The following is a 21,832-nucleotide window of genomic DNA, read 5'->3' as shown; positions in this document are numbered from 1 at the left end:
ATGGCGACGGGGTTTCGCTACGATGCGCCTGCGCCGAAAGCGGCGTTCCGCAGGCGCCGCATGACCCCTCGCTCGTTCCGACTGCAGGACCACCTGGCCCCGCTGGCTTTCGCTGGCGTCCTGCTTCTCGCCTTTCTCGCCTATCGGCCGGGGCTGTCGGGCGGGTTCCTGTTCGACGATCTGGTCAATCTGCCGGCGCTCGGCCAATACGGGCCGATCAAGGATGCGCCCGCCTTCTGGCGCTACATCACTTCGGGCGTCGCCGATCCGACGGGGCGTCCGTTCTCGCTGCTGACGTTCCTGGTCGATGCCCGTAATTGGCCCGCGGACCCTGCCCCGTTCCTGCGCACCAACCTGATCCTGCATCTGTTGAACGGCGCGCTGCTGTTCGTGCTGCTGCGCGTTCTCGGCGCGCGCCTGGGCGATGACCGGCGCACGCGCGATGGCGCGGCGCTGATCGGCGCCGGCCTCTGGGTCCTGCATCCGCTGTTCGTGTCGACGACGCTGTACATCGTGCAGCGCGAAGCGATGTTGCCCGCGACGTTCACCCTGCTCGGATTGCTGGCGTGGGTGCACGGGCGCGCGCGCCTGGCGAGCTCGCCGCGCGTCGCGCTGCTCTGGATGGTGGGCGTGTTCGGTGCATGCACGCTCCTCGCCGTGGCCAGCAAGGCGAACGGCGCGTTGCTGCCGGTGCTGGCGTGGGTGGTCGATGCGGTGGTGCTGCGTCGGAACGATGCGTCGCCGATGGAGCGCCGCCTGCGCGTGGTGCGTGGTGCGATGCTGATCCTGCCCAGCGCGCTGCTGTTCGCCTGGCTGTTGTCGAAATTGCCGGCGATGCACGACACGCTCGCATCGCGGCCATGGACCGTCGCGCAACGCCTGCTCACCGAACCGCGCGTGCTGGTCGACTACTTGCAGTTGCTCGCAGTCCCGCGCGTGTTGTCGACCGGGCTGTACAACGATGCCTACGTCGTGTCGACCGGCCTCGCTTCGCCCGCTTCGACTTGGCTCGCAATGCTCGTCGTGTTCGGACTGGTCGCTGCCGCGTTCGCGCTGCGTCGCCGCGCGCCGGTCTTCGCCTGCGCCATGCTGTTCTTCTTCGCCGGACATCTGCTCGAGTCCACCGTGCTCGCGCTGGAGCTTTATTACGAGCATCGCAACTACCTGCCGGCCCTGCTGCTCGGCTGGCCCATCGGCCTCGCGCTGATGCGGTGGTCGATCCCCGCACCCGCGCGCATTGCGCTGGTGGCCCTGCTCTTCGGCGGCCTGGCGACCATCACCTGGCAACGCGCGTCGCTGTGGGCACAACAGGACGAGATGGCGCAAATCTGGGCGCGCACCAATCCCGCATCGTCCCGCGCGCAGGCGACGGCGGCGATCTTCGAGCGGGAAAGTGGCCAACCCCTGCTTGCCGTTGTCCGCCTGCAGCCCTTGTCCGAACGCGATCCTGACGACCTGCAGCTCGCAGTGAACCTGGCCGATGCCCGTTGCGCATTGCGCGGTGTCACCTATCGCAACGTCGCAGCCGTCACGTTCGCATTGCGCAACACGACCGAGAGCAACGGACTGATGCACCGCTGGCTGACCGATGCGCTCCACACCGCGCGGTCCAACGGCTGCCGCGGCATGAATCTCGAGGCGATGGATGCCTGGATCGCCGCCGCGCGCGCCAATCCGCATTACGCCGCGCGCCCGCGCCAGCAGGAACTGCATTCGATCGCCGGCGAGCTCGCGCTCACCCGCGGGCAAGTGGATGCGGCACGCGTCGAATTCGACCAGGCCCTCGATGCCTGGCCATCGACGCAGGCCGCCTTGCAACAAGCCGCCCTGCTCGCCTCCGCCGGTTGCTATGCGCAGGCACGCGACCACCTGGATCACTACGCATCGCTGGAACGCGGCGGCGCCTTGTCCGAAGTCGCCGACGCGCCGGGCACGATGGGCCGTCTGCACGCCGCCATCCTTCTCCATCAGCATTACTGGACCGACGAACTCACCCGCATGCGCACCAACCTCGACGACGACTTCCGCCGCCACGGCGCAACGCAATGCCGATGACCACGCCCCCCTTCCTGGTTTCGAATCGCCGATGGCTCGCGCTGGTCGCGCTGCCGCTGCTCGTCCTGGCGATCTACTGGCCCGGCTTGAACGGCGGTTTCGCCTTCGACGACTACCCGAACATCGTCGACAACCCGGCGCTCAAGCTGGACACGCTGGACGGCGCCGCCTGGCGCGCAGCGGCGTTCTCGTCCAATGCCGGCAGCCTGCAGCGGCCGGTGGCGATGCTCAGCTTCGCGGTGAACACGTATTTCGCCGGCATGGATCCGGTCGCGATGAAGGCGACCAACGTCGCGATCCATGCGATCAACGCGCTGCTCGTCCTGGGCCTGGTGCGTCTGCTGTTCGCGCTCGCCGCGCCCGGCGTGGACGTGCGTCGCCGCACGTGGGCCGCGGCCTTCGTCGCCGTCGCATGGGCGTTGCATCCCATCAACACCATGGGCGTGCTGTACATCGTGCAGCGCATGGAAAGCCTGGCGCACACCTTCGTGTTCGCCGGCCTGTGGCTCTACCTGATCGGGCGGCAACGCCAACTGGCGGGCGAAAACGGGCGGTGGTGGATCGCCGCCGGCCTGTTCGGCTGCACCGCGCTGGGCGCGCTGTGCAAGGAGTCGGCGGTGCTGCTCCCGTTGTATGCGTGGCTGGCCGAGGCGTGCATTCCCGCGCTGCGCACCTCCCCGCAGAAGGGCGACGTGCGCAAGCTGTTCCTGGCGGTGTTGTGGCTGCCGCTGGTCGCCGGGATCTTCTGGCTGTATCCGCGCGTCACGGCGCCCAACGCTTTCAGCACGCGCGACTTCAACCTCGAAGAACGCCTGCTGACCGAAGGCCGCGTGCTGGTCGACTACCTGCGCTGGACCATCGCGCCCCCGCTGCGCGAGTTGACGCTCTACCACGACGACTACCTCGTCTCGCGCGGCTGGATGTCGCCGCCCTCGACGCTGTACGCGATGATCGGGCTGGCCTTGCTCGCCGCATTCGCCTGGTGGATGCGTGCACGCCGGCCGCTCGTGGCGCTGGGCGTGTTGTGGTTCTTCGCCGCGCAAGCGCTGACCGCGACGGTCGTGCCGCTCGAACTGGTGTACGAACACCGCAACTACTTCGCGTCGATGGGCGTGCTGGTGGCCGTCGCGGACCTGCTGCTGCTCGCGCCGCGCGACGCGCTCAAGCGCATCGGTGCCTTGGTCGCGATCCTGCTGACGCTCGGCTATGCGGGCACCACGCATCTGCGCGCGCGCGAGTGGTCCAACCCGCTGCGCTTCGCCAACATCGAAGCGCAGAAGCGCCCCCAATCGCCGCGCGCGACCTACGGCTACGGCCGCATGTTGGTGATCGCGTCGAAGTACGCACCCGACTCGCCGTTCGTCCCCGTGGCCGTCAGGGAACTGGAACGCGCGATCACCCTGCCGCAGAGCGGCATCCTCCCCCACAGCGCGCTCCTGTTGCTGGCCGCGCACGCCCACCTGCCGCAGAAGCAAGCGTGGTGGGACGACGTGAATGCGCGCCTGCGCCGCGGCCCCATCGGCCCGCAGGAAATCAACGCGGTGGGCAGCATCATGCGCTGCGCGCGCAACCACGAATGCGTGTTTTCGGAAGAACACATGGTCGGGATGTTCGAGGCCGCGCTCGTGCGCCCCCATGCGGACATGCAGACGATGTACGGCGATTACATGCTCAACGTGCTGAAACAGCCCGATCGCGCGCAGGCCCTGTTCGAGGCCGCCGTGAAGCTGCGCCCGGAGGTCTCGCAGTACCGCGTCAACCTGGCGAAGGTCTACATCTCGCTCGGGCAGGACGAGAAGGCGCGCGAACAGATCGCCGAGCTGCGGGAACTGGGGAAATTCGGCGAAGAGGAGGCGGCGGCGCAGGAACTGGAAAGCCGCCTTGCCGTTCCCCCCGCGGGCAGCACGCGATGATCCGCGCGTCCCGCCATGGCCTGTGGTCCGGTTCGGCGATCTACCTGGTCGCCAACATCTGCAATGCCGCGATCCCCTTCCTGCTGTTGCCGATCCTGACGCGCTGGCTCGACACCACGGCCTACGGCCAGGTCGCGATGTTCCAGACCTTGCTCGGGGCACTGGCGGCGGTGGTGGGGCTCAACGTCGCCGGTGCCGCGAACCGCAAGGCCTTCGACAAGCATGTCTCGCACGACGCGCTTGCTGGCTTCCTCGGCGCCTGCGTGCACATCGTGGTGTTGTCCGCACTCGCCGTGCTGGCGCTGATCGTGATGGTGCGCGAACCGCTCGCGCAGTGGTTGGGTCTTGAAACGCGCTGGGTGTTCGCCTCGGTGCTCGTCTCCGCCGGTCTGGTGATCGTGAACCTGCGCCTGGGCCAGTGGCAGGTCGCCGGGCAGGCCAGGCACTACGGTGCGATGCAGGTCGGGCAGACGTTGGCGAACATGGTGCTGTCGGTGCTCTTCGTCGTCGTGCTCACGCTCGGCGCGGCCGGGCGCATCGGCGCCCAGGTGCTGGTCGTGCCCGCGTGCGCGCTGATCGCGCTGGTGCTGCTGCGAAGGGATCGCCTGCTCTCGCTGCGCTGGCGGTCGGACGACGTGCGCGAGGCCCTCGCGTTCGGCGTGCCGCTGGTGCCGCACGTGGCGGGTTTGTTCGTCCTCAACGCCGCCGACCGCCTGGTCATCAACAAGGACCTCGGCCTCGCGCAGGCCGGCGTCTACATGGTCGCCGTGCAGATCACGATGGCGATGGCGATCGTGTTCGACGCGATCAATCGCGCCTACGTGCCCTGGTTGTTCGGCCGGCTGGCCGAGGACGACCCCGCCGACAAGCGCACCATCGTGCTCGGCACCTATGCGGGATTCGCAGGCGCGCTAGCGCTGGCGGGGCTGGCCTTCGTCATCGGCCCGCCCGTGACGCGGTGGCTGGCGGGCGACGCCTTCGACGGCGCGGGCGCCGTGGTCGGCTGGCTCGCGCTCGGGCAGGCCTTCGCGGGCATGTACCTGCTGGTCACCAATTACCTGTTCTTCGCCCGCCGCACCGGCCTGCTCTCGATGGCCACGGTGGCTGCCGGCGCCCTGCACATCACGTTGCTGCTCGTGCTGGTGCCGCGCCACGGGCTGCAGGGCGCTGCGTGGTCCTTCGCCATCGCCATGGGGGCCCGATTCCTCCTCACGTGGGTGGTGGCGCAGAAATCGCACCCGATGCCGTGGTTCAATGCGCGCAAAGTCGGAAGCGCCCCGGGGAGCGCGGAATGAAGATCCTGATTACCGGGGCGGACGGATTCATCGGTTCGCACCTCACCGAACGCCTCGTCGGCCTCGGCCACGAGGTACGGGCGCTCGCGCAGTACAACTCGTTCAACAGCTGGGGCTGGCTGGACGACGTACCGTGCCGCGACGCCATCGAGGTGGTCACCGGCGACATCCGCGATCCGCATTTCTGCCGGCGCATCGTCGAGGGCGTCCACACCGTCTACCATCTCGCCGCGCTGATCGCGATCCCGTATTCGTACGTCGCCCCGGCCAGTTACGTGGACACCAACATCACCGGCACGCTCAACATCTGCCAGGCGTCCATGGACAAGGGCGTTTCGCGCGTGGTGGCGACCTCCACCAGCGAGGTCTACGGCACCGCGCAGTACGTGCCCATCGACGAAGCGCACCCACTGCAACCGCAGTCGCCCTACAGCGCTTCGAAGATCGCGGCCGATGCCATCGCGATGAGTTTCCACAACGCCTTCGAACTGCCCTTGACGATCGCGCGCCCGTTCAACACCTTCGGCCCGCGCCAATCGGCACGGGCGGTGATCCCCACGATCATCGGCCAGATCGCGGCCGGCGAGCGCGTCATCCGCCTCGGCGATGTTTCGCCCACGCGCGATTTCAACTACGTCGCCGATACCTGCGATGGGTTGATCGCGCTGGCGAACAGCGAGCGCACGATCGGCGAAACGGTGAACATCGGTTCGAACCGCGAGATCTCGATCGCCGACACGCTCGCACTGGTGCGCGAGCTGATGGACAGCGACGTCGAATTCGTGAGCGAACAGGAACGCCTGCGCCCGGCCAACTCCGAAGTCTTCCGCCTGTGGTGCGACAACACGAAGATCGCAGCGCTCACGGGTTGGGCGCCGGCGTGGAGTTTGCGCGACGGCCTGCAGGCGACCATCGACTGGTTCGTGCAACCGGCCAACCTGGCGCGTTACAAGACGGGAATCTACAACCTGTGAACGGCGGATCGCTCCAGCGCCTCATCGACTTCGTGCAGGATCGATTCGGCACGCACGAGGCCATCCCGCTGCACGGCCCGACCTTCGGCGGACGCGAGCGCGAGTACGTCGTCGACTGCATCGACTCGACCTTCGTTTCGAGCGTCGGCCAGTACGTGGGCCGCTTCGAACGCGAGATCGGTGCGTACACCGGCAGCCCGGGCGCCGTCGCGACGGTCAACGGCACGGCCGCGCTGCACATCGCGCTGCTACTCGCCGGCGTGCAACGCGGCGATCGCGTGATCACGCAGCCGCTCACCTTCATCGGCACCGTCAATGCGATCGCGTATTGCGGTGCGCAACCGGTGTTCGTCGACGTCGACCGCCGCACGCTCGGCATGTCGCCCCAGGCCTTGTCCGAATGGCTCGAGGCGAATGCATTTGTCGACGATGCGGGCGTGTGCCGCATGCGCGATGGCCAGGATGCGATCCGCGCGTGCCTGCCGATGCACACCTTCGGCCATCCCTGCGACGTCGATGCGCTGATCGAGGTCTGCGAATGCTGGAAGATCACGCTCGTCGAAGACGCGGCCGAATCGATGGGCAGCTTCTACAAGCAACGGCACACCGGCACCTTCGGCCGGATCGGAACGCTGAGCTTCAACGGTAACAAGGTGCTCACCACCGGCGGGGGCGGCATGATCCTGTGCCGCGACCCTGACCTGGCCGCGCACGCCAAACACCTGACGACGACGGCCAAGCGCCCGCACGCCTTCGAGTTCGTGCACGACGAGCTCGGCTACAACTACCGCATGCCGAACATCAACGCCGCGCTCGGGTGCGCGCAGTTGGAACAACTCGAAGGCTTCATCGCCGCCAAGCGCGCGCTCGCCGCGGGCTACGCCGACCTGCTGGCGGGCAGCGAGTGGCAATTCTTCGTCGAGGCCGAACAGCGTCGTTCCAACTACTGGCTCAACGCGGTGATCTGCGAAGACCGCAACGCACGCGATGCGTTGCTCAAGCAAACCAACGACCGCGGCGTCGGTACGCGCCCGGTCTGGACGCTGATGCACCATATGCCGATGTACGCGAACTGCGTGCGCGGCGACGTGTCGAACGCCGAGTTCCTCGAAGCCCGCATCGTGAACCTGCCCAGCAGCGTGACGGTGGCGGCGGAGGTGGCCTGATGGCCGATTTCGGCATTCTCGGTACGTCGGGTTTCGCCCGCGAAGCGGGTGACATCGCCCATGCGCTGGGATTGCGTCCGATTTATGTCGCTCGCAACGCCGACGAGCTGAAGGCATGGACCTCGCCGGACGAGGTCATGTTGCAAAGCGAATTGCATCGCCATGGCCATCTCAAGTTCGCCATCGGCATCGGCGACAACAGGATCCGGCGACGGCTTGCGTCCGAACTCGCCGGCACGGTCACGTTCGGGAATCTCATCCACCCAACGGCAACCTTCGGCCTGCGCCAGCGCGAAGCCGTCGAGACCCGCACGGGCGTCATCGTGTGCGCTGGCGTTCGGATGACGAACAACATCACCGTCGGCGATTTCGCGATCTTCAATTTGAATGCGACTGTCGGCCACGATGTGGTCATCGATGACTTCGTCAACGTTGCACCGGGCGCCTGCATCTCCGGCAATGTGCACCTGGGGGCCCGATGCTGGATCGGCACGGGCGCCGCCATCAATCAAGGCACCGCTGGCGAGCCGCTGCGCATCGGTGCCGATACCGTGATCGGCTCGGGAGCGGTGGTCGTCGCCAATTGCGAAGCCGGCGCCACGTACGTGGGCGTTCCGGCGAGGAAGATCCGATGAGGACCCTGATCATCGCCGAGGCCGGCGTCAACCATAACGGCGACCTTGCGCTTGCGCGCAAGCTGGTGGCCGCGGCCGCGGCGGCCGGTGCCGACCTGGTCAAGTTCCAGACCTTCACCGCCGGCCGCAGCATCTCCGCATCCGCGCCCAAGGCCCGCTACCAGGTGGATGACAGCGGCGAAAGCCAGTACGAAATGGTGCGCAAGCTCGAGCTCTCCCGCAGCGACCACGAAGCGCTCATCGAAGAATGTCGCGTGCACGGCATCGGGTTTTTCTCCACGGCATTCGATGTCGACAGCTTCGTGCTGCTCGAAGACCTTGGCCTGCACCTGGTCAAGATTCCTTCCGGAGAGATCACCAACCTGCCGCTGATGCAGCGGATGGCCCGAAGCGGAAAACCCATCCTCCTGTCGACGGGCATGTCGAGCCTGGGCGAAATCGACGCGGCGCTCGGCGTCATCGAGCAGGCCGGCACGCCGCGCGCACGAGTGACGCTGCTTCAGTGCAATACCGCCTACCCGACGCCGGCGGACGACGTGAACCTCCTCGCCATGCGCTCGCTCAAGGCCGCCTTCGGCGTCGAGGTCGGTTACTCGGACCACACACTCGGCATCGAAATTCCGATTGCCGCCGTCGCGCTGGGCGCCACGGTGATCGAGAAACACTTCACGCTCGACCGCGGCCTGCCGGGCCCCGATCATCGGGCAAGCCTGGAGCCCACAGAATTCGAAGCCATGGTGCGTGGAATCCGCAACGTCGAGCGCGCGCTCGGTGACGGCTTGAAGCGTCCCAGCGCCAGCGAATTGGAAAACCGCGCGATTGCGCGCAAGTCGCTCGTGGCCAGCCGCCCGATCCAGGCCGGCGAACGATTCAGCGCGGATAACCTGACCGCGAAGCGGCCGGGGACCGGCATCTCGCCGATGCGCTGGGACGAGGTCATCGGCCGCGCGGCACCGCGTGATTTCGCACCGGACGAGTTGATCGAGCTTTGAGCCGCAGGATCTGCATCGTCACCGGCACGCGCGCCGACTTCGGCCTGCTGCTCGGCGTGATCCAGGGCGTGGCGCGCCATCCGTCGCTGACCTTGCAACTGCTCGCGACCGGCGCGCATCTGTCCGATGCCCACGGCCGCACGGTGCGCGAGATCATCGACGCCGGTTACACGCCCGATGCGCTCGTCGATCTCGCGCTCGGCGAGGACACGCCCGTCGACATCGCACACGCAATGGCGCGCGCCACCGCGGGAATGGCCGAGGCGTTCGCCCGGTTGTCGCCGGACATGATCGTTCTGCTCGGCGATCGTTACGAGATCCTCGCAGCCGCGTCCGCGGCGCTCGTCGCCTGCATCCCCGTCATGCACCTGCATGGGGGCGAACTGACCGAGGGCGCGGTCGACGACGCGATCCGCCATGCGGTGACGAAGCTCTCGCACCTGCATTGCGTCGCGACGCAGGACGCGTACGCGCGCGTTCTGCAACTCGGCGAAGCGCCGGATCGCGTGTTCCTCGTCGGCGGCCTCGGCGCCGATGCGGTGATGCGGCTGCCGCTGCTGTCGCGCGCGGATCTCGAAGCGAGCCTCGGTTTCCCGCTGCTGGATCGCAACCTGTTGGTGACCTTCCACCCGGTGACGCTCGAGGCGGAGGCGTCGCTTGCACAACTCGACGCATTGCTCGACGCGCTCGCGCCATTGCAGGACACGCGCCTGATCTTCACGCTGCCGAACGCCGACGCCGGCAATCGCGCGATCGCGCAGCGCGTCGCCGCCTTCGTCGCCGCGCATCCGAATGCGCGTGGCGTCGCGTCGCTCGGGCAGTTGCGTTACCTGTCCTGCGTTCGCCTGGTCGATGCGGTGGTCGGGAATTCGTCCAGCGGCATCGCCGAAGTGCCGAGCCTCGGCGTGGCGACCATCGATATCGGCGATCGCCAGGCCGGGCGACCGCGCGCGAGCAGCGTGTTGCATTGCGAGCCCACGCGCGAGGCCATCGACGGCGCCTTGCGCACGGTCTACGACCCGGCGTTTCGTGCAGGGCTGCCAGGCACCCGCAATCCCTACGGCGACGGTGGCGCTGCAGAGCGTATCGTGCGCGTGCTTGCGACGCATTCGCTGGAAGGCCTGGCGCGCAAGCGGTTCCGCGACCTCGACTGCGCGCCGGTCGATGGAGACAAGCGATGAAGGATTGGCAACTGGTGCTGGTCGCGCCCACGGATTCGATCGAATCCGCAGTCGGCGTGCTCGATCGCGGCGCGCTGCGGATCGCGCTCGTGGTCGACGACTCGCGCCGCCTGCTCGGCACGATCACCGATGGCGACGTACGGCGCGGACTGTTGCGTCGCGTGGCGCTCGATGCACCGGTGTCCACGATCATGTGCGCCACGCCCACCGTCGCGGGCCCGGAGGCCACGCGCGCCGACTGCCTGTCGTTGATGGAACGCAGCCAGTTGCTGCACCTGCCGATCGTCGACGACGCCGGCACCCTGATTGGCCTGGAAACGCTCGACGGCCTGCTGCAACCGCCGCGTCGCGACAATCCGGTGTTCCTGATGGCCGGCGGCTTCGGCACGCGTCTGCATCCGATGACGCAGCACGTGCCCAAGCCCTTACTGAAAGTCGGCAAGAAGCCGCTGCTCGAACACATCCTCGACAGCCTGATCGGACAGGGCTTCCATCGTTTCTACATCTCGCTGCATTACATGCCCGAGATGATCCGCGCGCATTTCGGCGATGGCAGCCAGTGGGGCGTGCAGATCCAGTACGTGCAGGAAGACACGCCCTTGGGCACGGCCGGCGCGTTGGGCCTGCTGCCCCATGCGGAGATCGATGCACCGCTTCTGATGTTGAACGGCGATCTGTTGACGACGCTCGACTACGGCGAGTTACTCGAATTCCATGCTTCGCACGCGGGAGCCGCGACCTTGTGCGTGTCGCGCTACGAGCATCGCGTGCCTTATGGCGTCGTCGTCAGCGACGATCACGTCGTGCGTTCGATCGAAGAAAAGCCCGCGCATGCCTGGTTCATCAACGCCGGCATCTACGTGCTCTCGCCCGCGCTCGTGCATCGCGTCCCGCTGGGCGAACGGCTCGATATGCCGGAGCTCATCTCGCGCACCATCGCGCAAGGCGGTGGCGTGACCGCCTTCCCGCTCCGCGAGTACTGGCTCGACATCGGGCGCATGGCCGAGTTCGAGAAGGCGCAGCAGGACGTGGGAGCACTGTTCGGTGACTAAGGGCGCCGGCACGCTCGCGATCATTCCCGCGCGTGCGGGCAGCGTGCGCTTGCCCGGCAAGAACCTGCGCGCGCTCGGCGGCAAACCGATGATCGCGTGGACGATCGAGGCGGCGCTCGCGAGTGCGTCGATCGATGCGGTGCTCGTGACCTCCGACGATACAGGCGTGCTCGCCCTGGCACGCGAGATGGGCGTGCACGATGTGGTCCGTCGTCCGGATGCGCTCGCGACCAGCACCGCGACGTCGGCCGATGTGGTCATGCATGCGCTCAATGCCTCCGTCGGCGCGCATTCCAGCTTCTGCCTGCTCCAGCCCACCTCGCCGTTGCGGGCGATCGCGGATATCGACGGTGCGATCGGGTTGCATCGCAAATCCGGGCTGCCCGTGGTATCGGTCTGCGAGACGCCGCATCCGTTGGCGTGGTGCGTGGGCGTCGGCGACGACGGTGCCATCCAACCGATCGATGCGGCACTCCCTGCGCCCACCTACACGCTCAACGGTGCGATCTACGCCTTGTCGATCGCCGGCTTCCGCGCCGACCCCCGCTTCACGCCGCCGGGCACGCTCGCATACCGCATGCCGCGAGATCGATCGGTCGACGTCGACACGCTCCAGGAGTTCCTGCTGTGCGAAGTGCTCCTGAAGTCCGGGAGCCTGGTCGTTTGAACCTCGTCCTGGTTTCGACGCCGTTCCAGGCGTTGGTCGCGGCCAGCGTCCTCAAGGCCGAAGGGGCCGACGCGTACGACCTCGTGTATTCCGCGCGCACGGACGTGCCCGCGCACCGCCACTATTTCGCGAAGCTCGCCTCCGGCGCGCGCCACGCGGCGTATGCGGCCGACGTCGACGCGCCGACCGCAGTGCTGCGGCACGCATTGCGCCGCTTGCGCCTGCGGCGCTTTTTCGCGAGCGAGTACGACACGCTGTTCCTGGCCAATGTCGACAGCCTGCTCTACCGCGACCTCGTCGGCCGCCACCGGCGCGCGCGCATCGTCACCTTCGACGACGGCGCGGCGAACGTATTCACCTCGAGCCAATTGCACCGCACCGCTTCGCCGGCCGAACGCCGCGCGGGCAAGCTGTTGGGCATCCCCACGATCGACGCGGTGCGCGACCGCATCGCCGTCCATCATTCGGTCTACCCGGGATTCGACAACATCGTCGAGGCCGCGCGCATCGCGCCGATCGCGCTGTTCGACGCCGCGGGCCGCGCGCCGGCGCAACAGGGCGTGGCCACCTTCTTCCTGGGGCAGCCGTATGAAGAGGCGCAGACCGCCGGCACCCTGGACGCACGGGGTGTGGAAAAGCTGCGTGCTTGGCTCGCGGCCAACCCCGTCGATTATTATCTCGCGCATCCCCGGGAGGCTGCGCCGCTGTCTTCGAGCATCCGGGTGGAGCGCTCGCCGGACGTGGCCGAGGAACAAATCTTCGTGTTGGCCGGCGATGCGCGGCCCAGGCTGTTCGGTTGGTTCACGTCGGTGCTGCTCAATGTGCCCGCCGCGCAGGCCGACAAGGTTTATCTCTCGGTCGGCGATGGGCCGTCCGAGGCAGAAAGGATCCGTTTGATGCAACGCGCCGGATGTTCGATCCACCATGTCTGAAACCCTCATCGTCGGCGCCGGCTACGCCGGCAGCGTCGTCGCCCGCGAGCTCGCCGATGCCGGCAAGCGCGTGCGGGTCATCGACAAGCGGCCGCACATCGCGGGCAATGCCTTCGACGAGCTCGATGCGCACGGCGTGCTCGTGCATCGCTACGGGCCGCACATCTTCCACACCAATGCCGAGCGCATCTGGGAGTGGTTGTCGCGCTTCACGCAATGGCGGGAGTACGAGCATCGCGTGCGCGGGGTCGTCGACGGGCGCGAGTATCCCTTCCCGATCAACCGCGACACGCTCAACGCGCTGTACGACCTGGACCTCGATGAAGCGGGTGCCGAAGCGTTCTTCGAACGCGTGCGCGAGCCGCGCGATCCGGTGCGCACGAGCGAGGACGTCGTGCTCAACAGCGTCGGGCGCGATCTGTACGAGAAGTTCTTCCTGCACTACACGCGCAAGCAGTGGGGGCTGGACCCGTCGGAGTTGAAGGCGGGCGTCGCCGCGCGCATCCCGGTGCGCACCAATACCGACGATCGGTATTTCACCGATACTTTCCAGGCGATGCCGAAGTTCGGGTACGCGAAGATGTTCGAGGCGATCCTCGACCATCCCAACATCCGGGTCGAGCTGGATGTCGACTTCGAGGACGTGCGCCGGCGCGGCGGGTTCGCGCACACGGTCTACACCGGGCCGATCGACGCGTATTTCCACCATTGCCACGGGCGCCTGCCGTATCGCTCGCTGCGTTTCGCGCACGAGCACCTGCCGGACGTCGCGCAGTACCAGGCGGTCGGCACGGTCAATTATCCGAACGACCACGCCTACACGCGCATCACCGAGTTCAAGCACCTGACGGGCCAGGCGCATGCGGGCACGTCGATCGTGCGCGAGTATCCGCAGGCCGAGGGCGACCCCTACTACCCGATTCCGCGGACCGAGAACGAACTGCTGTTCAAGCGCTACGAGGCGATGGGCGCGGAGGAACGCGACGTCACCTTCGTCGGTCGCCTGGCGCAGTATCGCTACTACAACATGGACCAGGTGGTCGGCGCGGCGCTGGCCGCGGTCCGCCGCCTGCTGGACTGAGGCAACGATGCGCATCGCGTACCTGTGCAAGCGCCGCTACATGAGCAAGGACGTGGTCCTGGACCGCTACGCGCGCGTGTACGAGATTCCCGCGAAACTCGCCGCGCACGGGCATCAAGTGGAAGCGTGGTGCCTGAGTTACCGCAAGGAACGCGAGGAAGGTACGTGGACGCATGACGCTGCGCCCGGCAGCTTGACCTGGCATTCGGAACCGGCGATGCCGGGCCTGCCGACGTATCCGTGGCGGATGCTGCGTGCGCTGCGCAAGTTCAAACCGGATCTGATCATCGCCGGCACCGACATTCCGCATGTCGCACTCGGCGCATGGTTGAAGGGCAAGTTGCGCGTGCCGCTGGTCGTCGATCTGTACGACAACTTCGAAGGCTTCGGCCAGGCGAAGATCCCGGGCTTCGTCTCGTTGCTGCGCTGGGCCACGCGCAAGGCCGATCTCGTGCTGACGACGAGCGAACCCCTGCGCGAACTGGTCGTCGACGAGTACCGCGCGAAGGGCGAGGTGATCGCGATGCCGAGCACCATCGATCGCGCCGTGTTCCATCCGCGCGATCGCGCCGCGTGCCGCGCGGCGCTGGGCCTGCCGCAGGATGCGTTGCTCGTCGGCACCGCGGGCGGGCTCAATCGCGAGAAAGGCATCGAAGCCTTGTATGCGGCGTGGGCGATCCTCGAGCGCCGCATGCCGAACCTGCATCTGGTGCTCGCCGGTCCGCACGGCTTTCCGCCGCCGACGGGGGATCGCGTGCATTCGCTCGGTGCCTTGCCGCATGAGCGCGTCGCGCAGGTTTTCGGCGCGTTGGACGTCGGTGCGATCTGCATCCTCGACACCGAGTTCGGGCGCTACTGCTTCCCGCAGAAGGCCTACGAAATGCTGGCGTGCGACTTGCCCGTCGTCGTGGGCGATGTCGGTGCGATGCACCATCTGTTCGCCGACATGCCGCAGTTCCTCTACCAGGCGGGCAACGCCGAAGACCTCGCCGACAAGCTCGAAATGCAGCTGTGCAATCCGCGCAAGGCCGACGTGCCGATCCGCGACTGGAGCGAAGTGATCGGCGCCATCGAGCCGACGATGCGGCGACTGGTCAGCGGTTGAAGCGGTAGATCAGCGTCGGGATCCACGGCGACAGCGCGCGCCACACCCCATCGGGCACGACGGCGACGCACTTGCGCAATACACCGCGCGTGCCTTCGATCGCGAGCGTCGCACGCAAGGCTTCGACACCGACATTGCGCGCGTGCAGGCCGGCTTGCGCAAACAGCGCTTCGATGCCCGGCAGCGTGAGCAACTCGCAGTCGTAGGCCTCGCCCTTCTTCATCGCACGGACGTAGGCGCTGCGCCACGCACGCGGCAACCAGCTCAGGAAGGGCAAGTGGAAGTGCGGCTCGACGACGCCCCAGCGATTGGGCACCGCGAGATAGCCACGCCCCTGCGGTGCGAGCACGCGCCGGCATTCGCGCAGGTGGTGCAATTGTTCGGCGTGTTCGCCGACGTGTTCGATCACGTGGTTGGTGATGACGACATCGAATGCGTCGTCGGCGAACGGCAACGTGGTGCCTTCGACGCGCTGCCACGCGTACCCGTCATGCACCATGCGCAGGTCGACGACATCGACCGACGTGACATCGCAGGCGATGGTCGGATGCGTGCCGAGGAAATGGGCGATGCCGCCGCTGCCGGTGCCGACTTCGAGCACGCGATACGGGGTGGCGCGCGGCTGCAGGTCCAGCAGGCGCAGGATCTTCTCCGCCTTCGGCCTGCGCGAAGCGAGGTCGGGCGCGATGTGCGGTTGGCGGACGGCGGTGTTCACGCGCGGGGGTGCTCGATGCAATGCGCGATGAGGTGGCCGTAGGCGGTGGCGATGTGCTCCCAGTCCACGCGCGAGGCGGCGATGGCGCGGATCGCTTCGGCACGGCGCGCGAGCGCGGCCGGGTCGCCGAGTGCGGCGATGATGGCGTCCGCGAGTTGTTCGGTATTGCGCGGGTCGACGCAGACTTCGGACTTCATCTCCCCGAGCAGATCGTCGACGCCCGCGACATCGCCGACGACGACCGGACAGCCGCAGCCGATCGCTTCCATCAACACGACGGGCAGGCCTTCCTGGTCGCCCGCGTCGTCGCGCACGAACGGCGCGACGAGCAGCGTGGAAGCGCGGTAGAGCGCAGGCAACCTGTCCTGCGGCATCGCGCCGAGGAAACGCACATGTTGCGTCACGCCCAGGAGTTCGGCCTGCGCGCGCAGCGCCGCTTCCTCGGGCCCGAATCCGGCGATATCCAGGCGCACGTTGGGGCGCGCGCGCACGATCGCGGGCATCGCCGCTAGGAGGAAATTGAAGCCCTTCTTCGGCACGAGGCGGCCGACGGCGAGCAACACGTCGGCTTCGCGCGGCACAGCGGCGTCAGGCACGAAGCGTTCGCGCAGGTCCACGCCCATCGGCAGGATGTCCAGGCGCGGCGGGGCCAGGCCGATGCGGCGCGCTTCGTTCGCCATCGCCGAACTCACGACCGTCATCGCGGCGCTGCCCTTGGCGACGTCGCGCTTCATCGACTCGAGGAACTTGCCGCGCAGGCCGAACAGATCGCCGCCGTGCGAGGTCACCAGGTACGGCACGTCGCGCGTGGCCTTGCGGGCGACCCACCCCTGCGGGATCAGCCAGTGCGCGTGGATCGCATCGATGCGCCGCGTGCGCAGCAGGCGCGTCACCGCGAGCCACTGCATGCCGACGAAGGAGGGCAACAGCAGGTGCTTCCACTTCGAACGCCGCAGGTTGGCCGCGATGCCGCCGCCGTAGACCAGCGTTTCCAGGCGCGCGGGCGCGTAGCGATAACGGACGACCTCGACGCCGTCGACCTCGCCCGACCGCGCGCCCTCGGCATGCGGCACCAGCGCGATCACGTTGAAGCGCCTCGTCAGCCGCTTGCAGAGTTCGTGCACGAAGCCCGGTTCGACGTCGCCCGCCCACCGCGGGTAGGTGGACGCCAGGACGAGGACGGTCGGTTTCGAAGAAGCGCGGCGCGGATCAGTCATCGCGGCGATAGGTGAGCGCCGTGATCTGCTCCGACACCAGCCCGATCAGGAACACCACCACCGCCGCGCTGATCAGCAGCGCGCTCATGTTGGTGAAACGGCCGTACTTCGCGAAGCTCCAGGCGTAATACAGCACCCCGAGCACGCCGAAGCCCAGCGCCGTGGGCGCGAAGAGCTTGAGCGGCGAATACAGCGTGGCGATGCGGAAGATGATGATCAGGAAGCGCGCGCCATCGCGCAGCGGACGGATGTGCGAACGGCCGATCCGGCGGGCGACGTCGATCGGGACGTAGGCCACCGGATAGGCGCTGCGGAAGAAGGCCATCGTGCTGGTGGTCGGGTAGCTGAACCCGTTGGGCAGCAGGTGCAGGAACTCGCGGAAGCGCTCGGCGCGCACCGCGCGGAAGCCCGAGGTGAGGTCGGCGATGCGGTGGCCGGTCATCCAGCTCGCCAGCCGGTTGTACAGGGCGTTGGCCGCCCCCCGCCCTACGTTGGCCTGCCCGCCGGCGTTGCGCGCGCCCACGGCCATGTCGTAGCCGGCGTCCAGGCGTTCGAGCAGCTTGGCGATGTCCCCGGCGTTGTGCTGGCCGTCGGCATCCATGAACACGAGGATCTCGCCCGAGGCCGCGCGGGCCCCGCGCTTGATCGCCGCGCCGTTGCCCATCGAATAGGGCGAGGACAGGACCCGCACGCCGTTTTCGACGGCCACGGCCGCCGTTTCGTCGGTCGAACCGTCGTCCACGACGATGACTTCGGCTTCCGGATAGGCCGCCTTGAGGCCGGGCAGGGTCTGCCGCAGCCCGTTGGCTTCGTTCTTGGCCGGAAGGATGATCGAGATGCGCATGGCCACTCCACTGACCTGTACAGGTTAACAAGTCCGCGAACGACCGGAATAGCGACGGGCATCCGTTGTGTGACGTGGGGTTTGCGGTATCTTCGGCACAAGTATTGGGGGATAGATCAAATGGCGACCGTTGCGACCGCCAATCTGGTGGGCATCACGGGCATTGCCCGGCGACTGGTCATGGACGGCGTGCTGGACGAGGCCCGCGCCCGCGAGGCGATGGACCAGGCCACCCGCGAGCGCAAGCCGCTCGCCTTGTTCATGGCCGAGAAGAAGCTGGTCACCTCCGGCCAGCTGGCCGCGGCCAACTCGGCCGAGTTCGGCATGCCCATCTTCGACGTGAGCGCGCTGGACCCCAACCAGTCGGCCATCAAGCTGGTGAGCGAAGAGCTGGTCCGCAAGCACGGCGTGTTGCCGCTGTTCAAGCGCGGCGGCCGCCTGTTCGTGGGCCTGTCCGATCCCACCAACAGCCACGCGCTGGACGAGATCAAGTTCCACACCAACCTGGCGGTGGAGCCCATCCTCGTCGACGACGACAAGATCCGTCGCACGATCGACCAGTGGCTCGAGAACGCGGACGCCCTGGCCAACGAGATGGGCGACGGCGAAGGCCTCGACACCCTCGAGACCACCGGCGGGGACGAAGACCTCTCCAACGATTCGGGCGTCGACGCCAAGGGCGACGACACGCCGGTCGTGAAGTTCATCAACAAGGTGCTGGTGGACGCGATCCGCCGCGGCGCCTCGGACATCCACTTCGAGCCCTACGAAACCGAATACCGCGTGCGCCTGCGCATCGACGGCCTGCTCAAGCAGGTCGCCCGGGTGCCGGTGAAGCTGCACTCGCGCATCGCCGCGCGCCTGAAGGTCATGTCGCAGCTGGACATCGCCGAGAAGCGCGTGCCGCAGGACGGCCGCATCAAGCTCAACCTGTCCAAGTCCAAGCAGATCGACTTCCGCGTGAGCACCCTGCCCTCGCTGTTCGGCGAGAAGGTCGTGCTGCGTATCCTGGACGGCGGCGCCGCCAAGCTCGGCATCGACAAGCTGGGCTACGAGGAAGACCAGAAGGAACTGTTCGTCAACGCGGTGCTCAAGCCCTACGGCATGGTGCTGGTCACCGGGCCGACCGGTTCGGGCAAGACGGTGTCGCTGTACACCGCGCTCAACATCCTCAACGACGAAACGCGCAACATCTCCACCGTCGAGGACCCGGTCGAAATCCGCGTGCCCGGCATCAACCAGGTGCAGATGAACGTCAAGCGCGGCATGACCTTCGCCGCGGCGCTGCGTTCGTTCCTGCGCCAGGACCCGGACGTGATCATGGTCGGCGAAATCCGCGACCTGGAAACCGCCGAGATCGGCATCAAGGCCGCGCAGACCGGCCACATGGTGCTCTCCACGCTGCACACCAACGATGCGCCGCAGACCATCGCGCGCCTGATGAACATGGGCGTGGCGCCCTACAACATCACCTCGTCGGTGACGCTCGTCATCGCCCAGCGCCTGGCGCGCCGGCTGCACGACTGCAAGCGCGAAGTGCACCTGCCCGACCACGCGCTGCTGGCCGAAGGCTTCACCGCCGACGAGATCCACGCCGGCTTCAAGATGTACGAGGCGGTGGGCTGCCAGGACTGCACCGAGGGCTACAAGGGCCGTACGGGCATCTACCAGGTCATGCCGATGACCGAAGAGATCCAGGAAATCATCCTCTCGGGCGGCAACGTCATGCAGATCGGTGAAGCCGCGCAACGTTCCAACGTGCGGGACCTGCGTCAATCCGCCCTGATGAAAGTGCGCAACGGCGTGACCAGCCTCGCGGAAATCAACCGCGTGACGAAAGACTAACGAGACAGGGATTGGGGGAACGCCGCATGGCCGTGACCAAGAACGCAGCACGTACCGCCGCCAAGCAACCCGCCGTCAGGCGCCAGGAGGCCATGCCCATCTTCGTGTGGGAAGGCAACGACAAGCGCGGCGTGAAGATGAAGGGCGAGTCGGCCGCGCGCAACGCCAACCTGGTGCGCGCCGAGTTGCGCAAGCAGGGCATCACCCCGACGGTGGTGAAGGTGAAGACCAAGCCGCTCTTCGGCGGCAGCGGCAAGCGCATCACGCCCAAGGACATCGCGGTGTTCTCGCGCCAGATCGCGACCATGCTCAAGTCGGGCGTGCCGATCGTGACCTCGATGGAAATCATCTCGGGCGGCCAGAAGAACCCGAAGATGCGCGACCTGGTCAACACCATCCGCACCGACATCGAAAGCGGCTCGTCGCTGTCGGAGTCGCTGAGCAAGCATCCGGTGCAGTTCGACGAGCTCTACCGCAATCTGGTCAAGGCCGGCGAATCGGCGGGCGTGCTCGACACCGTGCTCGACACGGTCGCCACGTACAAGGAAAACATCGAAGCGCTGAAGGGCAAGATCAAGAAGGCGATGTTCTACCCGGCGATGGTCGTCGCGGTGGCCTTGCTGGTCAGCGCGATCCTGCTGGTGTTCGTGGTCCCGCAGTTCAAGGAAGTCTTCGCCAACTTCGGCGCCGAGCTGCCAGCCTTCACCATGCTCGTGATCAACCTCTCGGAGTTCATGGTGAAGTGGTGGTGGGCGATCTTCGGCGTGATCGGCGGCACCATCGTCGCCTTCATCATGATCAAGAAACGCTCGACGGCCTTCGCGCATTTTCTCGACCGCGTGATCCTCAAGCTGCCGGTCATCGGCAAGATCATGCACGAGGCGGCGCTGGCGCGATTCGCGCGCACCCTCGCGGTGACCTTCGCCGCCGGCGTGCCGCTGGTCGAAGCGCTGGACACCGTCGCCGGCGCCACCGGCAACACGGTGTACGAGCAGGCGGTCAACCGCGTGCGCGACGACGTGGCCGTGGGTTACCAGGTCAACCTGGCGATGAAGCAGACCAACCTGTTCCCGCACATGGTGGTGCAGATGACCGCGATCGGCGAAGAAGCCGGCGCGCTCGACACCATGCTGTACAAGGTGGCCGAGTTCTACGAGATGGAGGTCAACAACGCGGTCGACGCGCTGGCCTCGCTGCTCGAACCGATCATCGTCGTCATGCTCGGCGTGATCGTGGGCTCCATGGTGGTCGCCATGTACCTGCCGATCTTCAAGCTCGCCTCGGTCGTCTGACCTGAATGGCGTTCCTTGACCAGAACCCCGGCCTCGGCTTCCCCGCCGCGGCCGCCTTCGGGCTTGCGCTCGGCAGCTTCCTCAACGTCGTCATCCTGCGCCTGCCGCGCCGGCTGGAATGGCAGTGGCGGCGCGACAGCCGCGAAGTGCTCGGCGAGCCGGAGGAATACGATCCGCCGCCGCCGGGCATCGTCGTCGAGCCCTCGCATTGTCCCCACTGCAAGCATCGGCTGAGCTGGTACGAGAACATCCCGCTCGTCAGCTGGCTGGTCCAGGGCGGCAAGTGCCGTCATTGCCGCGCGCCGATCTCGGTGCAGTACCCCTTAGTCGAAGCACTGACGATGCTGCTCGTGCTCACGTGCGTGTGGCAGTTCGGCTTCGGCTGGCGCGGCTTCGGCGCGGTGCTGTTCTCCTGCTTCCTGGTGTCGCTGGCGGGTATCGACCTGCGCACGCGCCTGCTGCCCGACCAACTCACGCTGCCACTGCTGTGGCTGGGCCTGATCGCCAGCGTGGAAAACCTCTACATCGGGCAGAAGGCCGCGCTGCTGGGGGTCATGGCCGGCTACTTCTCGCTCTGGTCGGTGTACTGGGTGTTCAAGCAGCTCACCGGCAAGGAAGGCATGGGCCACGGCGACTTCAAGTTGCTGGCCGCCATCGGCGCCTGGGTAGGCCTCAAGGGCATCCTGCCGACGATCCTGTTGTCTTCGATCGTCGGGGCCATCATCGGTTCGGCGTGGCTGGCCATGAAAGGCCGCGATCGCGCGACGCCGATTCCCTTCGGCCCCTATCTCGCCATCGCCGGGTGGATCGCGTTCTTCTGGAGCGATCGCATGGTCGATGCCTACCTGTCCCTCTTCGGCCTGAAATAAGG

At 67.1% G+C, this 21,832-nt stretch carries 19 protein-coding genes; 16 read left to right on the top strand and 3 right to left on the bottom strand.

Annotated features, from left to right (window positions below; genetic code table 11):
• Window positions 1-60 precede the first annotated feature (60 nt).
• The 13 genes from AB4059_RS10820 to AB4059_RS10760 are packed head-to-tail and all read left to right on the top strand — an operon-like array spanning window position 61 to window position 15,048.
• Window positions 61-2,055, top strand: coding sequence for a tetratricopeptide repeat protein (locus AB4059_RS10820; RefSeq protein WP_498978903.1), 1,995 nt, complete (start codon window positions 61-63; stop codon window positions 2,053-2,055).
• On the top strand, window positions 2,052-3,968 hold the full coding sequence (locus tag AB4059_RS10815; protein WP_498978902.1) for a tetratricopeptide repeat protein: 1,917 nt from the start codon (window positions 2,052-2,054) through the stop codon (window positions 3,966-3,968). Before AB4059_RS10820 ends, AB4059_RS10815 begins: the two co-directional genes overlap by 4 nt.
• Window positions 3,965-5,263, top strand: coding sequence for a lipopolysaccharide biosynthesis protein (locus tag AB4059_RS10810; RefSeq protein WP_498978901.1), 1,299 nt, complete (start codon window positions 3,965-3,967; stop codon window positions 5,261-5,263). Before AB4059_RS10815 ends, AB4059_RS10810 begins: the two co-directional genes overlap by 4 nt.
• Complete coding sequence (locus AB4059_RS10805) at window positions 5,260-6,237, top strand: NAD-dependent 4,6-dehydratase LegB (RefSeq protein WP_498978900.1); 978 nt, start codon at window positions 5,260-5,262, stop codon at window positions 6,235-6,237. The genes AB4059_RS10810 and AB4059_RS10805 overlap by 4 nt, the downstream gene beginning before the upstream one ends.
• Window positions 6,234-7,403, top strand: coding sequence for a LegC family aminotransferase (locus AB4059_RS10800; protein WP_498978899.1), 1,170 nt, complete (start codon window positions 6,234-6,236; stop codon window positions 7,401-7,403). Before AB4059_RS10805 ends, AB4059_RS10800 begins: the two co-directional genes overlap by 4 nt.
• Complete coding sequence (locus tag AB4059_RS10795; protein ID WP_498978898.1) at window positions 7,403-8,038, top strand: PglD-related sugar-binding protein; 636 nt, start codon at window positions 7,403-7,405, stop codon at window positions 8,036-8,038. The genes AB4059_RS10800 and AB4059_RS10795 overlap by 1 nt, the downstream gene beginning before the upstream one ends.
• Window positions 8,035-9,030 carry an N-acetylneuraminate synthase gene (gene neuB / locus AB4059_RS10790; protein ID WP_498978897.1) on the top strand — a complete coding sequence of 332 codons (996 nt, stop codon included), beginning with the start codon at window positions 8,035-8,037 and terminating at the stop codon, window positions 9,028-9,030. The genes AB4059_RS10795 and neuB overlap by 4 nt, the downstream gene beginning before the upstream one ends.
• On the top strand, window positions 9,027-10,211 hold the full coding sequence (gene neuC / locus AB4059_RS10785; RefSeq protein WP_498978896.1) for a UDP-N-acetylglucosamine 2-epimerase: 1,185 nt from the start codon (window positions 9,027-9,029) through the stop codon (window positions 10,209-10,211). The genes neuB and neuC overlap by 4 nt, the downstream gene beginning before the upstream one ends.
• Complete coding sequence (locus tag AB4059_RS10780) at window positions 10,208-11,263, top strand: nucleotidyltransferase family protein (RefSeq protein ID WP_498978895.1); 1,056 nt, start codon at window positions 10,208-10,210, stop codon at window positions 11,261-11,263. Before neuC ends, AB4059_RS10780 begins: the two co-directional genes overlap by 4 nt.
• Window positions 11,256-11,930 (top strand): acylneuraminate cytidylyltransferase family protein, encoded by a 675-nt coding sequence (locus tag AB4059_RS10775; RefSeq protein ID WP_498978894.1) that lies wholly within the window; start codon window positions 11,256-11,258, stop codon window positions 11,928-11,930. Before AB4059_RS10780 ends, AB4059_RS10775 begins: the two co-directional genes overlap by 8 nt.
• Complete coding sequence (locus AB4059_RS10770; RefSeq protein WP_498978893.1) at window positions 11,927-12,862, top strand: glycosyltransferase family 52; 936 nt, start codon at window positions 11,927-11,929, stop codon at window positions 12,860-12,862. The genes AB4059_RS10775 and AB4059_RS10770 overlap by 4 nt, the downstream gene beginning before the upstream one ends.
• Entirely contained in the window at window positions 12,855-13,943 is a 1,089-nt protein-coding gene (gene glf, locus AB4059_RS10765) for a UDP-galactopyranose mutase (RefSeq protein ID WP_498978892.1), read from the top strand. Before AB4059_RS10770 ends, glf begins: the two co-directional genes overlap by 8 nt.
• A gap of 7 nt (window positions 13,944-13,950) precedes the next feature.
• Entirely contained in the window at window positions 13,951-15,048 is a 1,098-nt protein-coding gene (locus tag AB4059_RS10760) for a glycosyltransferase family 4 protein (RefSeq protein ID WP_498978891.1), read from the top strand.
• On the opposite strand, the gene AB4059_RS10755 is transcribed toward AB4059_RS10760, so the two are convergent.
• From AB4059_RS10755 to AB4059_RS10745, 3 genes are read right to left on the bottom strand one after another with little or no spacing between them, the layout of a single operon-like run.
• Window positions 15,038-15,763, bottom strand: a complete 726-nt coding sequence (locus tag AB4059_RS10755) for a class I SAM-dependent methyltransferase (protein WP_498978890.1) — start codon at window positions 15,761-15,763, stop codon at window positions 15,038-15,040. The genes AB4059_RS10760 and AB4059_RS10755 overlap by 11 nt on opposite strands.
• A complete protein-coding gene (locus tag AB4059_RS10750) occupies window positions 15,760-16,980 on the bottom strand; it encodes a glycosyltransferase (RefSeq protein ID WP_498978889.1) in 1,221 nt (406 codons plus the stop codon). The genes AB4059_RS10755 and AB4059_RS10750 overlap by 4 nt, the downstream gene beginning before the upstream one ends.
• A complete protein-coding gene (locus AB4059_RS10745; protein WP_498978888.1) occupies window positions 16,973-17,824 on the bottom strand; it encodes a glycosyltransferase family 2 protein in 852 nt (283 codons plus the stop codon). Before AB4059_RS10745 ends, AB4059_RS10750 begins: the two co-directional genes overlap by 8 nt.
• A 120-nt stretch (window positions 17,825-17,944) precedes the next feature.
• On the opposite strand from AB4059_RS10745, the gene pilB reads away from it, so the two are divergent.
• From pilB to AB4059_RS10730, 3 genes are read left to right on the top strand one after another with little or no spacing between them, the layout of a single operon-like run.
• Window positions 17,945-19,669 carry a type IV-A pilus assembly ATPase PilB gene (gene pilB / locus AB4059_RS10740; protein WP_498978887.1) on the top strand — a complete coding sequence of 575 codons (1,725 nt, stop codon included), beginning with the start codon at window positions 17,945-17,947 and terminating at the stop codon, window positions 19,667-19,669.
• Between the two features lie 26 nt (window positions 19,670-19,695).
• A complete protein-coding gene (locus tag AB4059_RS10735; RefSeq protein ID WP_498978886.1) occupies window positions 19,696-20,961 on the top strand; it encodes a type II secretion system F family protein in 1,266 nt (421 codons plus the stop codon).
• 5 nt (window positions 20,962-20,966) lie between these two features.
• Window positions 20,967-21,830 (top strand): prepilin peptidase, encoded by an 864-nt coding sequence (locus AB4059_RS10730; RefSeq protein WP_498978885.1) that lies wholly within the window; start codon window positions 20,967-20,969, stop codon window positions 21,828-21,830.
• The last annotated feature ends 2 nt before the right edge of the window (window positions 21,831-21,832 follow it).

The organism is Lysobacter sp. 2RAF19 (assembly GCF_052115395.1).
Lineage (GTDB): Bacteria > Pseudomonadota > Gammaproteobacteria > Xanthomonadales > Xanthomonadaceae > Noviluteimonas.
Note: the sequence above shows the minus strand (reverse complement) of the source record. Positions and strands in the feature narration are given on the sequence as shown.